General features: G+C 46.0%; 11 protein-coding genes. 4 read left to right on the forward strand and 7 right to left on the reverse strand.

Annotation, left to right across the window (positions count from 1 at the left end; all coding sequences use genetic code 11):
- Positions 1 to 6: 6 nt before the first annotated feature.
- The 7 genes from BFP72_RS05185 to BFP72_RS05215 all read right to left on the reverse strand — a co-directional run bounded on the left by BFP72_RS05185 (position 7) and on the right by BFP72_RS05215 (position 10,092).
- A complete protein-coding gene (locus BFP72_RS05185; protein WP_099598132.1) occupies positions 7 to 633 on the reverse strand; it encodes a hypothetical protein in 627 nt (208 codons plus the stop codon).
- Between the two features lie 101 nt (positions 634 to 734).
- The gene (locus tag BFP72_RS05190) at positions 735 to 1,088 is read right to left on the reverse strand and encodes a transmembrane 220 family protein (RefSeq protein WP_099598133.1); all 354 of its coding nucleotides are present in this window, start codon (positions 1,086 to 1,088) and stop codon (positions 735 to 737) included.
- Positions 1,088 to 3,301, reverse strand: coding sequence for a TonB-dependent receptor (locus tag BFP72_RS05195; protein ID WP_099598134.1), 2,214 nt, complete (start codon positions 3,299 to 3,301; stop codon positions 1,088 to 1,090). Before BFP72_RS05195 ends, BFP72_RS05190 begins: the two co-directional genes overlap by 1 nt.
- 19 nt (positions 3,302 to 3,320) lie before the next feature.
- On the reverse strand, positions 3,321 to 4,214 hold the full coding sequence (locus tag BFP72_RS05200) for a sugar phosphate isomerase/epimerase (RefSeq protein ID WP_099598135.1): 894 nt from the start codon (positions 4,212 to 4,214) through the stop codon (positions 3,321 to 3,323).
- Entirely contained in the window at positions 4,207 to 6,810 is a 2,604-nt protein-coding gene (locus BFP72_RS05205; RefSeq protein WP_099598136.1) for a PQQ-dependent sugar dehydrogenase, read from the reverse strand. Before BFP72_RS05205 ends, BFP72_RS05200 begins: the two co-directional genes overlap by 8 nt.
- A 516-nt stretch (positions 6,811 to 7,326) precedes the next feature.
- Positions 7,327 to 7,674: a hypothetical protein gene (locus BFP72_RS05210; RefSeq protein ID WP_143519944.1), complete on the reverse strand. Its 348-nt coding sequence runs from the start codon at positions 7,672 to 7,674 to the stop codon at positions 7,327 to 7,329.
- A 171-nt stretch (positions 7,675 to 7,845) separates the two neighbouring features.
- Positions 7,846 to 10,092, reverse strand: coding sequence for an RND family transporter (locus tag BFP72_RS05215; protein ID WP_099598138.1), 2,247 nt, complete (start codon positions 10,090 to 10,092; stop codon positions 7,846 to 7,848).
- Between the two features lie 221 nt (positions 10,093 to 10,313).
- Between BFP72_RS05215 and BFP72_RS05220 the strand changes: the two genes are divergently transcribed.
- From BFP72_RS05220 to BFP72_RS05235, 4 genes are all read left to right on the forward strand, one after another.
- Entirely contained in the window at positions 10,314 to 11,108 is a 795-nt protein-coding gene (locus tag BFP72_RS05220) for a thymidylate synthase (protein WP_099598139.1), read from the forward strand.
- A 220-nt stretch (positions 11,109 to 11,328) separates the two neighbouring features.
- Entirely contained in the window at positions 11,329 to 11,997 is a 669-nt protein-coding gene (gene sdaAB / locus BFP72_RS05225) for an L-serine ammonia-lyase, iron-sulfur-dependent subunit beta (RefSeq protein WP_099598140.1), read from the forward strand.
- Between the two features lie 99 nt (positions 11,998 to 12,096).
- Positions 12,097 to 15,189: an exodeoxyribonuclease V subunit beta gene (locus tag BFP72_RS05230; protein WP_255397267.1), complete on the forward strand. Its 3,093-nt coding sequence runs from the start codon at positions 12,097 to 12,099 to the stop codon at positions 15,187 to 15,189.
- The gene (locus BFP72_RS05235; RefSeq protein ID WP_099598142.1) at positions 15,186 to 16,160 is read left to right on the forward strand and encodes an NADPH:quinone oxidoreductase family protein; all 975 of its coding nucleotides are present in this window, start codon (positions 15,186 to 15,188) and stop codon (positions 16,158 to 16,160) included. The genes BFP72_RS05230 and BFP72_RS05235 overlap by 4 nt, the downstream gene beginning before the upstream one ends.
- Positions 16,161 to 16,169 lie beyond the last annotated feature (9 nt).

Below are 16,169 nucleotides of genomic sequence, written 5' to 3' on the forward strand. Positions count from 1 at the left end.
TTTTATTCAAAGGTTTCGAAAAAGGTGTCTCCATTCTCTAACCCACAGCAATTTGATGCGGTAGAGATAGTTGAGTCTGGCAGATTTTTTTGAGGAATTGTGTGGTGTAGCAAATTCAGCCAATGCAGCTTCCATGTCTCCTTCCGCACCTATCAATTCCCACATTTTTGGAAAGTCTTCTTGGATGTTTTCAAGAGCAAGGTTCATGGTTTTGGTCTTGTTGGACAGAAATACTTCGATGTTGTCAGTGATGGTGTCGACATAGTCATAGCAGGCTTGCATACGTTGGTCTATGTTGAGTTTTTCGGGAGGAGTCATACGTATGCCTTCGCAAAATGAATCAATGATGCTGGCAGGTTGATAGTAGCGTTGCAAAAGGCTGTAGGCGACTTTTTCTCGGTCTCGTGTGAGATGAATGTAGATCGCTTCGTCCCCGAATTTTTTCTCCAAGGTACCCAATTGCCAACTGAGACGATTGTCTGACTCGATGTGTTGATCTGGGTAGTCCATCCGGCGTTCTGCCCATTGGTTGGACAGGGATTCATGGCTTGCACTGAAGTTTTTGATATGACTACACGCTTTGATAATGGCGACTGATCCGCTACGACCTGTACAAAGTATAAATACACGCATGGTTTGCTACGAAGTAATGTTTGATGGCAATGCGAAGTTGTTCAATTCTTGTGTTATGCGCAGTGCCTTTAGGGAATTTATTGCCTATGCTCGATATGATCTTAGGTTTTGGAAAGATGGAAGCTTGCAGTTGCCGCTATCCACAAACCGATGAATTCTCTCGTCTCTTCGATGTAGGATTTTTGGTAGACCATCTCACCGATGATTTCATTTTTGTTGGGCTGAGAGAGGTATTCGACGAACCCAGTAATGTAGAAGCATGATATAGCGACAAGAATGAGCGAGATGACTTGAAAAACTCGCGTGTGGGAGATTCCTATCACATGTAGAAGCGCAGACAACGACAGGCTAGCATATACTGCTATCCAAAATACTGGATCGGGATCATTGAACTGCAAATAGGCAAAGACGCCGAAAGTTAAAAAATAGAGGGACCCAAAGAGTTTTCTTTTCATCAAAATTCGATTCTATACGTGAGTATGGGCAACATCCCAAGTTGGTAGGTCATTTCAACCTGCTTGGTGACATTGTCATAGTATTGGTAGGCTTCATTCTCTCGATTGGTGAGGTTCTGAATATCGATAGCCCATGTTCGTGTGGATTTCTTTTTGCTAGTGGTCCATTGGACTCGGATATCGAGTCGTGCATAGTTGTTGAGCTGGCTTTTGTAGTCATAGGTGTCCTGTTCATAAGAATACTGGCGTGTGCCACCTTGATAGATTGCTTTGATGTTGATGCCCAATTGTCGATCTTGATCTAATTTGGGAAAGCTCCATTTTTTGCCTAATACACCACTGTAAGAGTATTTGATGTTGTATGGATTGTCTTGGGTTTCGTCAAAGGTGGAATTGAACATGGTGCCGCTGACTAGGTAGTAAAACTGTGGTGTACTGCCTTCGGCGGATAGGCTGACCCCAGTTGTTTGTGCTTGATACGTGGCAAAGGTCCAGGGCAACGCATAGCTATAGTAGGAGTATTGCCAGATTTTTGGGAAATAGTAATAGAAGCCTTCGACATGCAGGGTGAGCTTACCTATGGATTGAGCAAGGCTAGCGAGGTAGCGGTAGCTTTCTGTGAAGTCGAAAAATTGGATTTCCATGGGGGAGTCTTCGCGGTAGCGTAGATAATACGCATTGGGTTGGTTGAGTTGCGTATACTTACCTGCACTCAGGGCTATGGCCGTATGATCACCCTCTATGTACAGCGTACCTCGGTAGTCGAGTTTGTCTTTCTGAGTATCACCCAACGTGGCGTAGTAGTAGGTTGTTCCAAATTCTAACTTGAGCCAAGATGTGACTTGCAAGTGCCAGTTTAGATAGGGGCTGAGTAGCATGGTCTTGCGTGTGGTCGGGGTGTATATCTCTCCGCTAAAGTCTTGGTAATAATGGTAGTAGTTCAATGCACTGCCAAAATGTAACGTAGACCTGCCCATGGCTAGTGTTGTATTCAGACGGTTGGCCCAAATTTCTTGGTTGATGTGATTGTAATTCAACATTTGGATGACCAAAGGGCTATCAATTGCGAAGGTTTGGTCTCGTTTGTTTTGAGAGGCAGAGAAGACAGAGGTCAAGGATAAGTTGAGGTTTTTGCCCAATGGTGTCTGGAAAGTGGTGCCGATACCTCCCGTTTTGCCTTGATAATAGATGTCGTAAAGATCTTTTTGTACTTTTCGGTCTTGCGGGTCGGTTGCTTCAAAGTCATTGCTGCTCATTCCACCAAAGGCAAATACTTTGAGATTGCTTTTGTTTTTCATAGGAAGGTTGACGTTGAAAGAAAGGTCTTGAAACCCAATCGTCTCACCCCCAAAATCTACGCCCATGAGTCCAAGTAGTCCAGTGAACGAGTAACGGTAGTTGGCGATGTAACTGGCACGGCTATTTTTGGCAAGGGGGCCTTCGGCGCTAAAATCCAAACCAATGACAGAGGCTTGTGCGGTGAATTGATGATGCCCCGCATAACCGTTGCGTAGATTCATGTCGAATAGCCCAGCGACAGCATTGTTTTTGGAGTTGTCCATTTGTCCTATGTCAAACTTAGACATGTCTAGCAGTTGTGCGCTGAGGATATTGACTCCACCACCTGTTGCAGCAGGCTGATCGTTGAAGGTGCCGGCATTGGATAGGTGGTTGGGGTTGACAATTTCTACCCCTTCGAGTCTCCATACGTTGAGTTCTGGCGAGAGTCCTCGTACGGATATTTGGTTATTTTGGTCGTTGGTGACCATCACGTCTGAGCTGGCCAAGAGGAGTCGGGCCGGATCGTAGTAGGTAGCCGCGTAGCGATTGATTTTCTCTTCGGTGATTTCCAGCGAAGACATTTGGGTGAGTGGGTGATTGGCAGACACGACCAATTCTTCGAGTTGGCCCGGTTGTCGGGTCAAATCAATCGTTAGATAGATTGTTTTTCCAGTTTTGACCCATATGTTTTGTTCTTGGTGTTTTTCATACCCTAGATAGGAAACGACAAGCTGATGTAGCCCCGGAGCTACCTTTTCTATACGAAAGGCTCCGTTTGCATCCGTGATTGCTCCTCCTGATTGCTCATCCAAGTGTAGAGTCGCACCGACAAGTGGCTCACCACTGATGAGATCACGGACCATGCCCTCTATGTTTTGTGCTTGAATTGACGTACAAAGAAGTACGAAAAGCACCACGCCTAATCCCCTCATGTTGTCTTGATGTGTGTTTTTACTGTGTCAGGAGTGTTTTTTTGAGATATTGGATGGATGTCTCGATGCTGCCGAGTGGATTGCTAGATTGATCTTGTTCGACGAAAAAGTACTCCAAGTCACTCGATTCTATTAGTTCGAATATTGCTTGATAGTCAATTGTTCCGTTACCTACTTCTGTGAAGTTTTGGTCGGGGGTATCATCCATGTCTTTGACATGCCACATGGTAAATCTACCGGGGTACTTTTGGAGGTAAGTGACGGGATCAAACCCTGCTTTGGAGATCCAATAGAGATCGAGCTCCATTTTGACATGCTCTGGATTGGTGCCTTCCATGATGATGTCCATTGGCACTTCTCCATCTATGCTTTCAAACTCAAAGGCATGGTTGTGGTAGGCGAACTTCAACCCTGCCTCACTGCACATTTTCCCGATTCGGTTCATGAGTGCAACGTGTTCCTTGTATTGCTCGATATTTTGACGTTCTTCTTCTTGAAGCCATGGTAGGACGACATAAGAGATCCCAGCTACTTTGCAAGAGGAGATGACGAGTTCGGGTTTGCTACGCAGTGCTTCGATACCTATATGGGCACTGACTGGTGTGAGCCCGTAGCTTTTGGCAATCCGAGTGAAATCTTTTGGCTCAAATCCATAAAATCTACCCTCTTTGTAGTCCGCGAGCTCGATTTGAGTATAGCCTAACTTTGCAACACGCTGAAGGGTTTCCTTGGGACTGACAGACATTGAGTCACGCAGGGTGTAGAGTTGGAGTCCAATACCTGATGGGGCCTGGGCAGTATGTAGAGTAGCTTCCTGCTTGTTTTCTTGGGGCGAACTGCAGCTGTAGCACAAGGTCAATAGGGCTAGAACGAGTATGGAGAAGTTTGATTTTCCTCGTGTTGAATCAGTCATTGGGTATGAATTTTAGGGTTCGAATTTGTAATAAATTATTCTCTTTGTCGCTACTATTGAAGACCATGTATAGATCTTGTTTGCCAGTCGTAGGCTGGATTGTGAGCTGCTGCATTGGGTCCGTATCGAAAGACATAGTTCCAATTTCTGGGCCTGTAGCCGACCCTAGTCTGACGGATAGGGTGACAGGCAGAGCGGTGATTTTTTTGCTTTGGAATACAATTGCTTCAATGTCAGTCAAGTCTATGTCTTTGTATCGTACAAAGCCTTGATCGTAGATGCGATGTATCCCTTTGTTATTCATTTGGGCCTCATGCAGGCTGTCAGCCTTACTGGCTTTCATGAGATTGGACTGGAGAGGCACAGACAGTGTTTTCGCGATTGGAGAGAGTCCTTTTGCTCCACGGTCGGTGTATTGAGCACTCAGTACGATGGTTTTTTTGTTTTCAATGGGATCTGCTTCAAAAGTGCCCTTCAGAGCCTTTTTTTCTTTTGGAGCTTCGCCCAATGAGAGGACGTATTCCACCATACTTTGTACTTCTTCTTGGGTGAAGTCCGGATGAGCAGACATAGAATGATCTCCCCAGGCACCGCTCCCTCCTTTGATGATCTTTGCCCCCAGGTAGTCCATGGCATTGTCGTCATTTTTGTAGCGCTGGGCTACCTCGACGAATGAAGGGCCTACGGATACTCCGTCGATTTTGTGGCAAGACATACAGTCTGATTTGCTGATTAGCGTCTCTCCGCTGGTGACAGGCATCTGATGTCCTAGAACCTGTGCTTGGTCAAAACCATCCATGTATAGGATGTCGAAGTTGATCTCATCACGTGCGATTTCTTTTCCAGATTGACCATCTTGTGGATCGGTGACAGTGACTTCATATCGGATGGGGCGGTTGGGCCAGTAGAAAGTCTGGTTGCCTTGGATAGCTATGTCTATATGCGGAGCATCATTTCCTACTTCTATTTTGAACTGTTCCATCAGCGTGTGGCCTGCGGGGTCTCGGAGTGTCAACCGGGGGTAATAGATACCATTTTCTTCGAAGGTGTAGGTGATTGAGGGAGATTCAAATTCTTCTTCCCCTATTTTCCATACATAGTCCAAGTCATCTTGATCGTAATCGATTGATTGTGATGCATCAAGAGTAACAGTGAGTGGGCTGCTGCCGTGGTTGGTTGATACGTTGACTTTCATGACAGGTGTTCGGTTGCCTCGATCGAAGCTAATACGACTCAGGCGAGCGTCTTCATTTTGTTTGAACCATGCCGTGCCGTATTCGAGGATGTAGAGTTTACCGTCCTGTCCAAAGGCCATGTCTATGATGTTGCTGTACTCACTACTTGGAGTAAAGGGTTGAAAGTCTGAGGGGGAACCTGATTCGTCAACCTGAATGGTGAATATCCAGTCGCGCATCCAATCATAAATGAAGAGACGCTGGTCAAAGTAAGAGGGAAACCCTGTTTTCTTATTCATACCTTCTTGGGTATAAAAGACGGGGCCTGTCATCGCCGTACGGCCTCCTGTAGCCAACTGAGGAAACTCAGGGCTAGTTGAGTACGGGTAAAAAATCATGGCTGGCCTTGGTAGGGGGAGATTAGAAATACCCGTGTTGTATTTGGAGGTGTTGATGGGCTTTTTGGGATCAAAGTAGCCTTCACTTTCCTGAGTGGTGAAGTTCCAATCTGCATAAGGCTTGTTGTCTCCGACGAATAGCGGCCAGCCGTAGTAGCCGGGTGTCATCGCTACGTTCATTTCGTCGTGACCTCTCGGGCCGCGTATACTGTCATTGTCTCCTGCATCTGGCCCGACATCTCCCCAAAACAACCAGTTTCTTGTTTGGTCGACGGTGATGCGGTAGGGATTTCTACAACCCATCACATAGATCTCAGGTCGGGTTTTGGGGTTGTCGTCGACGAAGAGGTTGCCTTCAGGAATAGAATAGCTGCCGTCGAGTTCGGGTTTGATACGTAGGATTTTCCCCCTAAGGTCGTTGGTGTTGGATGAGGTACGGCGCGCATCAAAAGCTTTGAATCCCTCACGGTCATCGTCAATGGGGGCATAGCCTTTGGATTGGAAAGGGTTGGTGTCGTCACCGGTAGAGAGGTAGAGTAGCCCGTCAGGACCAAACTCGATCGATCCTCCTGTATGGCAGCACACGTCACGTTGTGTTGGGACAACGAGCATGATTTTTTCGTCAGAGAGTCCGTTTTGATCAAAAACGAATCGAGACAGATGCTGCTTCGGTTCTTCGCCTATCGGTGAATAATAAAGGTATATCCAATGGTTGGTACGATAATTTGGGTCCAGAGCGAGCCCCATGAGTCCGTCTTCGAACCCATCGTGTACAGGGAGACTGTCTGTTGTCACCATCGACATTTTTTCAGGGTCGTAGAGTTTGATGCTGCCCTTGCGCTCGACGAACAGGATTTGTCCATTGGGCAAGATGTCTAATTCTACTGGTTCGTTGAGGTTTTTGAGAAACACTTCTTGTGTGAATCGGTGTTCATCTGGCAGGGAGTTCTCATCGTAGATTTGGGTGTGGCAAGATGCTAGAATCGTGCCTAGCACGAGCATCAATAGGGCATGTGTTTTCATAGTATGTCTTTCAGCTTTCTCTCGTTCCCAAACTTATATCAATCGGATATGAAACGTGAATTTTACGCGTCATTTATCTGTTCAAATTTGGGCAATGTGTAAATGACCCTGTGATATGAAATGAATGTCCACCTATGTGACAGGAGGTAGTCGCCAAAATCCCATGCGGACGGAACGAACGGAGAGACCTGTAGTTGTCTCTGCTATTGGTGGTGACTGCTATGTACAGATGATAGCATAAGTACTGGATGAAGCAATAAATGAAGGCCAGTCACCCGTTTAGTGACCGGCCTTACAGGTAAATGAAAAGGGTACTATCTTTACTGCAAGGCTTGTTGTGTCACACACACACACAAATGGGACACCTTGAAGTGATTTACATGGGATAGCAGTCCATGAGGAAAATAGCGTGTAGTGATGAGCTCGTGGTGAGATCAGCAAATCACAGGATGAGACATGGTGATCCTATGCTGTGTACGGATGTATAGCAGTCACGACGAGACAATAAGACAATAATTATAAATGAAATTTGAGTTGCCCAAACAGCAGGTAGAGTTTAGTGCTTTCTATTTGGAAAGCGACTTTCCCCAACAGTGATTTGGTCGTGACGAAAGGGATACTGAATAAGCGTAATAGACTGGTAGGTGGATGGCCGTCGTAACCATGCGAAGGTGAGTTTCCTTGTTTGTCGGCCTCTTCTAATTCTTTCAGTTCAGACTTTTCTTCCTGTTCTAGTTCGATGAGCTCTTTGTCATCCGTCAGCTGTTGGTACCAGAAAAATTCTGTGGTACTGAGAATCAGCAGCGAGGCAATGACAATATGGAAGTAGTTTGTTTTCAATGTATACGAAAGATACAATTTCACTGCTAATCTAGTAAAGTCAATGTGTTCTCCAAACAACTGGAGGTGAATGTTTGTGTAAATGATGAGTACTCGAATAGAATTTGTTTTCTTCCAGTTTATAGACTTACCACGGGTAAGGGGTGAATGTCAATTATACTGGGGATGATTATAGTCTATTGATCCTGGAGTGGTTTACTTGAGTTTTTTGGAAGGAAGGAATTTGAGAATAAGAACTGGGAGTAGTGTCAAGTCAGCGATCAATGCAACAAGAAAAGATACACTGACAAAAAGACCTGTATTGAACGTGGCTGCAAATTGCGAAAAGCAAAATACTGCAAAGCCAGAAGTCAGAATGATGGTGGTAATGATGATGGGTTCGCCGGTTGCTAAAATCGTACGTTGAATGGCAGTATGCATGGACTTGCCAGCGATGCGCTCTTCACGCATTTTGCTCAAGAAATGGATGGTGTCGTCTACCACGATTCCAAACGAGATGGCAAAAATGATCGATGTGCCGAGGTTGATAGGGATGCCAAAGAAGCCCATCACGGCAGCTATGGCCAAGATAGGGAAAAGGTTAGGGATGAGGGTGATTAAGATCATACGCCAAGATTTGAACATGTATCCAGCGATCATACTGACGATGATGACTGCACCGAAGAGTCCTTTCATCAAGTTCATAGAGAGTGTTGCATGGCTTTTTTCAATGAGTTGTGACGAACCTGTGATGCGGTAATCAAGCGTTGATTTGTCAAGCCATTGGTCGATTTTTTGAGAGAAGACCTTACTGCGCTCGGTAGCATCCTTGGTACCAAAGTCCTTAGAGAAGCCACTGATTTGAGCCAAGTTGCCATCTGTAACTTTGAAAAACCGCTCTTCGATTTTTCCTTTTTCGATCATCTGAAAGACACGTGACCAGTCTCGATCGGTTTGAGGCAAACGGTAGTTCTTGGCCAATCCGCTGTGTTGCATCTGGTGGATGGATTTGACCAATGTAGCGGGAGAAATCAGGTTGTTGGCATTGAGAGTCTGGTGAGCAACCTGTTCGATAGAATCGATGAGCGTGATGACTTTTTTGGAATAGATGGTGGCACTGTCTGGTGTCCAGAGACTCATCGTAAAGGGCTTGGTGCCTCCGTAGTTTGCATCGAAATAGCTAAAGTCTTCTTTGACAGGGTCGTTTTTGGGCAAGTCGTCGATGAGGTAGGCGTTGATCTCTATTTTTGAAATGCCGACAATCACCAAGACAAATGCTATACCAAACGAAATAATGATGGTCTGTGGGCGATGGATCACCCAAGTGTGGAGTGTCATGAGGACGGACTTGAGCACTTTGTTGGACTTCTTGCGCTTGAGTTTGGGCCGAATGAGGAACATCAATTGAGGGAATAGCAAGTAGGTTAATCCAAAGGCAAACATGATTCCAACAGCACTATACATGCCTAAGTCTATGATCGGTTGGACACGTACAGAGATCAAAGTGATGAACCCCACTGCAGTGGTGAGTGAGGTGAGTAGGGTCGCGAATCCTACTTTTTTGACCGCTGTGTTGATGGCCTGCGGAAGGGGTGTTCCAAGTGTGGCTTCTTCTTGCGCATGGGCGAAAAGATGGATGATGTCGGACATTGAGACCACAAGGAGTATAGATGGAATCAGTGTGGAGAGGATGTCGATTTCTTTCCCAACTAGAGTCATGAAACTGAGTGTCATGACGACTGAGAGTAGTGAGATGAGTAGGGATGCTGCCACCATACTTGGTCGACGAATGAAAATGATGAGCATAACCAAAATCGTGATACCACTAAAAATGAGAAAGAAAGTGAAATCCTCCTGCACAGCCCAAACGTAGGCACGCTCTCCAATGGGACGTCCTGCTAGTCTGACTTTGTCAAAGCGGTAATTGTCGACGGTACCGTAGAGTTGAGTAACGTAGATGTCAGACTGTTTTTTTTGCTCAAATTTGCGGTGGCTGACGATGATTTTGATGCTTTCTGAATGTTCGGAGATGAACTGGTCACGGACTTGCGGTTCTTTGTAGATCTTGGCACTGTCCTTGGCGAGCAGGTCAGGATTGTCAAGGTGTAGGTAGGGTAGTTCGAGATAGCCCATGGGACTTTTGACCAGTTTTTTGAGGTTGACGAGCGAGATGACTTTTTGTGTACCTGAGAGATCTTCGAGGGCATTTATGAGCGAATCGGTACGTTGTAGGAAGTCCGGTTGGAATAGTCCCGCTTTGTTGGAAAGGGCAAGGAGGATGTAGTCATTGTCGTGCCCAAATTTCTCGGTGAAGGACTTGTAATAGATCAGGTCTGGATCATCCAGTGGAAAGAAGGCGTCTAGGTCGTTGTTGAATCGGAGGTGAATCAACTGGCTCCCAAGAGAGACAACCAATACAAAGGTGATGACAAGGGAGAGAATAGAGGACTTTTTATTGATCATTGCAAGAAGTAAATCAGGTCGCAATATTAACTCAGATTGATCAATCCCAACAGTCCTCGATGTAGAAAGTCGTGGATCATCTAGCTAGTGGGAATTATAGAGCTGAGCAACCGCTATTGAGTACTCGAGAATGTGGCCATTTATAGATTCTTCTGCATTCTGTTTTGCATAAATCGACTACTTTTGAAAAAAACAATACTTTAAGAACAAGCACTACCACGATGAAGCAATACCAGGAACTGATGCGAAGGATAATGAATGAAGGGGTACAGAAGGGAGACCGTACCGGTACCGGTACCAAAAGTGTATTTGGGCATCAGATGCGTTTTGATTTGTCAGAAGGCTTTCCGCTTGTGACCACCAAAAAGCTGCACTTGCGCTCGATTATTCATGAGTTGTTGTGGTTTTTGAAAGGAGATGATAACATCGACTATCTCAAGGCTAATGGCGTATCGATATGGGACGAATGGGCAGACGAAAACGGTAAACTGGGTCCGGTGTACGGAGTGCAGTGGCGCAGTTGGCCCACAAGTGATGGACAGACTATAGATCAGATCTCACAGTTGATCCATGATATCAAGACCAATCCAAATTCGCGACGTTTGATCGTGAGTGCTTGGAATGTGGCGGATGTGCCTCAGATGGCTTTACCTCCTTGTCATGCTTTTTTTCAGTTTTATGTAGCAGAAGGCAAGTTGAGTTGTCAATTATACCAGCGTAGTGCAGACGTGTTTTTGGGTGTCCCTTTCAATATTGCATCGTATGCTCTCTTGACTATGATGGTCGCACAAGTTTGTGATTTGGAACCAGGTGATTTTGTCCACACTCTTGGTGATGCACATTTGTATTCCAATCATATGGAACAGACCGAATTGCAGCTGTCTCGTGAGTGTAGACCGCTTCCTACGATGACTATCAATCCAGACGTGAAGGATATATTTGATTTCAAATTTGAGGATTTTGAGTTGACGAACTACGACCCGCACCCACACATCAAAGGCGCTGTAGCTGTATAGGGAGCACAAGGCTTCGTGAGGGCAAGAGGGAAGTGTTGGTTCATGGTTTTAGCAGCAGTAGTGCTTGAAGTCAGAGGTCTAATATTCTGTTTTTGCCGTTTAGACCTTGTTTTTAACCTTGCAAGACAATGTTGGTTTAATCTATCGCAAATGCTAGACCTTATGGGAGTGCATTTGTTTCAAATATTCATTTCCTTAGTGGAAACAACAATACCTCCAAATGGAAAGAAGTAGCGTATTCGATATGATTGGACCCATCATGATCGGTCCATCTAGTTCGCACACTGCCGGAGTAGTGCGCATCGGTCGAGTAGGAGTCAAACTCCTCGGTGGCGTGCCAGATACGGCTGAAATCACGTTTTATAACTCCTTTGCACAGACGTACGAAGGGCATGGTAGTGACCGTGCCATCGTAGCGGGTTTGCTGGATTTTGATACCGATGATGAGCGGATCAAGCAGTCTTTTGATCACGCTCAGGGCAAATTGACTTACAAGTTTCGATCGATTGGCAATGCTTCTACGAAGCACCCCAATACGATACAACTCAAGCTCAGCAGAGGCGACAAGAAAATCGAACTCGAAGGAGAGAGTAGAGGAGGAGGAGTCATCCGAATCTCACACGTTAATGGGTTCAATTCAGGGTTTACAGCCAATCTACATACGTTGATTGTGACGACCGATGATGCACAGGGGAGTATTGCCTTCATCTCTGATGTGATCTCACACGATGATTGCAACATCGCTACGATGACGGTTTCCCGCAAGGGGAAAAATGATATCGCTTGTCAGATCATCGAGATGGATTCGGGTATTCACGAAATCACACTTCAGTATATCAAGAACATCAAGTGGGTACATGAGGTGATTTATATCCCTGTGATTGGTTGATTTGGGGCAGGCTTTGTCTGTCCGGATCTTGCGATTGACAGGACGAAACGCTAAGTTGGTCTTTCATTTAATCTCAAAGTAGCTATCAAAAACTTTAGTATATATCGTGCGTCTGCTGGTTCGGGCAAGACCTATACCTTGACATACAATTACCTGCGGTTGGTGCTGCGCTACCCAGAATATTTCAAATCGGTACTGGCAGTGACATTCACCAACAAGGCCACCCAAGAAATGAAATCTCGTATCGTAGAGACACTGCGCGACTTGGGCAAGGGCGAGCATAGCATGTCGGTCGATTTGTGTGAGGATTTGGGACTTGACGGAGTGCAGCTGAAGCATCGTGCTCAGACGGTGCTCAATACCATCTTGCACAACTATTCCTTTTTCGCGGTGACGACCATTGATGCCTTTTTTCAGAAGGTAGTGCGTTCTTTTGCCAAGGAAATAGGTATACACACGGGATTCAAAATCGAGCTGGATCAAAACAAAGTATTGGGAGAGGTGATTGATCGATTGATTCTCAAGCTCTCCGAAGACCCACAGTTGCTGCGTTGGTTGACGGATTTTGCGATCAGTCAGATCAACGAAGGAAAATCTTGGGATACATACAAAAGCATCTTGAGTTTGTCCAAAGAGTTGTTCAAAGAGCAAGTCGTACGACACAAAGAGGAAATGTTTGCCAAACTCGAGGATGCCGAATTCATGAATCAGGCGCTGGACCAGGTACGCAGCAGTGTCAGGGATTTTGAGCGTAGGTATCAGAAATTGGGAAGGGATGCGGTTGACTTTTGCGAAGGCAATGGGCTCAATGAATCTAGCTTTGTCTATGGAGAAAAAGGTGTGGCAGGCTACTTCTACAAGGTCAAAGAGGGAGAGATGAAGGAACCTGGTGCGCGGGTGACCAATGCACTAGAGAAGGAAGCATGGGTCACCAAGAAATCGCCGGATCGAGACATGGTGATGCAAGTCGTGGGATCTGGATTGCAGGGTATCGTAGCTGAGATGGTGGAGTACTACGAGGAGAACATCGATCGTTACCAGTCCTTGGTACAGATTTCTAGGCAGCTATATGCTTTTGGACTCCTGTCCAAAATCTCTCAAGAGATTGCCTACTACAAGGAGGACAATGAGCTGCTATTGATTTCGGATTTTCAACTGTTCCTCAACGAAATCATTCAGGATAGTGATTCTCCCTATGTGTATGAAAAAATTGGGACGAGATACAAGCATTTTCTGATTGACGAATTTCAGGATACGAGTAGCATGCAGTGGGGTAATTTCAAGCCACTTGTGCTAGATAGCTTGGCTAGTGGTCATTTCAATATGGTCGTGGGAGATGTCAAACAGTCGATCTACCGATGGCGTGGGGGGGATTGGGACATTCTTTTGACGAAAGTCAAAGAAGGCATCGATCCCACTGTAGTGGAAGAACGAAACTTAGCGACCAACCGAAGGAGCAAGCAGAACGTGGTGGCATTTAACAACGATTTTTTTGAGCGAGCTCCCCAGATGATGGAAGGAGAACTCGAAGCACCCGAAAGCGCAGCGCTGCGGATACAAGAAGCTTACGAGGGAAGTAGTCAGGAGTACTTTGATACGTCGGAGGAAGGTTTGGTTCAGCTGCGATTTTATGAGAAATCTGAGGACGGAGAAGAGCATCCGTTGACTCAGCTGATCGAAGATGTGCAGGCACTACAGCGGGCGAATTATGGCCTGAGTGATATTGCGATACTGGTGCGTAAAAATGACGAAGGCCGCAAGGTGGCTGAGGCACTCATGAAGTATCAGATGGATCACCCAGACGATGGGTTTGGCTATGATGTGTTGTCCAATGAATCGTTGTTTATCAAAAACAACAAAGCCGTGCACTTGATCCTACAGTTGCTCTACTACCTCATGGAACCTAAGGAGCGACTGTATCAGAAGCAGGTGCAATATGCACTCCAGTCCTGCTATGCGATGGAAGAATGGGAGAGCCAATGGAATACGGTCAAAGACCATCGGTCAAAGTGGCTGACGCTGCGCTTGTCGGAGTTGATCAATGATATCGTACGGGAGTTTGACTTGATGGCCAAAGGAGAAGACTTGCCGTATGTCATGGCGTTTCAAGATGCAGTGGAGGATTTTCTAATGTACGAGAGTGATACCTTGGTGGACTTCCTCACCTGGTGGCTAGAGAACGAGCGGCGTTCGATTCAGGTGTCGGGTGATCAGGACGCTATGACCATCATGACGATACACCAGTCCAAAGGTTTGCAGTTCAAAGCGGTACTGATCCCGTATTGTCAGTGGACCCTGGAGCACAAGAGTGGTGGTTTCACGACGCAGTTTCTATGGAGTGGACGTGCGGCGAGTTCTGGATTGGTGGATCTGCCGTTGGTGCCGATTGTGTATACTTCAGGGTTAAAGAATACAGTTTTTGCTCCGGATTATTGGACTGAGCGACACGATATTCATTTGGATAATCTCAATATGCTCTATGTAGCGATGACGCGTGCGGAGGAGGTGTTGATTATCACTTCTACGACGGATGGATACGGTTCTGGTCGATTGAAGACTAGTGGTCACCTGATGTATCGTTATGCCTTGACGCAAGGGTTAGTAGAAGAGGGTGGGCGCACCGTTGAAATTGGAGTGTTGCCGGCAATCAGGAATTATCACGAGGATTTGATGCGGACTTTTGAAATAACACCGCGCCGAATGTTCAATGCCTTCGGTGACAATATCTCTCTACGTCACCAATCGAGAATACTAGAAGAGGCTCAGCTCGAATCGATCAATTATGGAGATATTGTGCATTGGATTTACTCCAAGATCGCACAGCGTAGTGATTTTGGGTCAGCCATCGAGATGGCCACTATCAAGTTTGGTCTCAGTGGGGAGGAATTGGAGCAGATCAAGAGTCATTTGCGTCAGATTTGGGAGTTGCCAGGGGTGTCACGCTGGTTTACTGAAGACTGGGAGGTCAAAAATGAAGCATCGATACTCCTGTCTGATGGCAAGATGAAAAGGCCCGATCGGGTTGTAATCAAAGATCAGCGAGCTCTAGTCATTGATTACAAAACAGGAACCAAGTCTGCAGGGCACATTCGTCAAGTCGAAGAGTACAAAGCTATCCTCACCAAGATGGGATACCAGCAGGTAGAGGGGTATTTGATTTATTTTTCCGAACCAGAAGTTGTAGCAGTATGAAAGCCGTTTTGTGCAAAGAATATGGAGGACCAGAGCGCTTAGTCTTAGAAGATGTGCCTTCTTTGGTACCTAAGCCCAATGAGGTGATCATCGGGGTAAAGGCCTGTGGGCTGAACTTTCCTGATAATCTCATCATACAGGGTAAGTATCAGTTTCAGCCCGAATTTCCTTTTTCCCCTGGGGGCGAGGTGGCGGGAGTAGTGATTGCCCAAGGTGAAGATGTGAGGCATGTGCAGGAGGGAGATCATGTTGTGGCAGGTACTAGCTGGGGAGGGTTGGCTGAGGAGGCGCGATCATTGGCTAGCAATGTCTACAAGATACCTGATAATCTAGAAATGGAACAAGCTGCTGGGTGCCTGATGACCTACGGGACGGCTTATCATGCGCTTGTAGATCGTGCAAACTTGCAGGCAGGAGAGAGCGTTTTGGTATTGGGGGCGTCTGGAGGAATAGGATCTGCATCTATACAATTGGCCAAGTTACTCGGAGCGCGTGTAGTGGCCTGTGCTTCGACAGAGGACAAGTTGGCTTATTGTCGATCACTGGGAGCAGACGAGGTGATCCACTATACGGAGGTGGATTTGAAAACAAGAATCAAGGAACTCACGGATGGAAAGGGGGTAGACATAGTGGTCGATCCAGTGGGAGGGAAGTATACGGAAGAAGCTTTTCGAGGTATAGCACGTTTTGGTCGGTATTTAGTGGTAGGGTTTGCTGCTGGGCAAATCCCCAAGATTTCATTGAATTTGCCCTTGCTTAAAAGTGCTTCTCTCGTTGGGGTATTTTGGGGATCGTTCTTTAGAAATAACCCAGAAGAGAATCGAAAAAATGTGAGCCAGTTGATGCAGTGGTTTGGTGAAGGGAAGTTAGAAGTACCAATAGATAAGGTATTCCCTTTGGCAAATTTTGAGATGGCACTCAATACTTTGGCGAATAAAGAAGTGAAAGGGAAGATTGTTTTGGTGACTTGATTTAATTCT

This window comes from Reichenbachiella sp. 5M10 (assembly GCF_002742335.1).
In the GTDB taxonomy this organism is placed as follows: domain Bacteria; phylum Bacteroidota; class Bacteroidia; order Cytophagales; family Cyclobacteriaceae; genus Reichenbachiella.

Coding starts and splice junctions, on each gene's coding strand:
- BFP72_RS05185 (WP_099598132.1), bottom strand. CDS start 633: ATGCGTGTATTTATACTTTGTACAGGTCGTAGCGGATCAGTCGCCATT.
- BFP72_RS05190 (WP_099598133.1), bottom strand. CDS start 1,088: ATGAAAAGAAAACTCTTTGGGTCCCTCTATTTTTTAACTTTCGGCGTC.
- BFP72_RS05195 (WP_099598134.1), bottom strand. CDS start 3,301: ATGAGGGGATTAGGCGTGGTGCTTTTCGTACTTCTTTGTACGTCAATT.
- BFP72_RS05200 (WP_099598135.1), bottom strand. CDS start 4,214: ATGACTGATTCAACACGAGGAAAATCAAACTTCTCCATACTCGTTCTA.
- BFP72_RS05205 (WP_099598136.1), bottom strand. CDS start 6,810: ATGAAAACACATGCCCTATTGATGCTCGTGCTAGGCACGATTCTAGCA.
- BFP72_RS05215 (WP_099598138.1), bottom strand. CDS start 10,092: ATGATCAATAAAAAGTCCTCTATTCTCTCCCTTGTCATCACCTTTGTA.
- BFP72_RS05220 (WP_099598139.1), top strand. CDS start 10,314: ATGAAGCAATACCAGGAACTGATGCGAAGGATAATGAATGAAGGGGTA.
- sdaAB (WP_099598140.1), top strand. CDS start 11,329: ATGGAAAGAAGTAGCGTATTCGATATGATTGGACCCATCATGATCGGT.
- BFP72_RS05235 (WP_099598142.1), top strand. CDS start 15,186: ATGAAAGCCGTTTTGTGCAAAGAATATGGAGGACCAGAGCGCTTAGTC.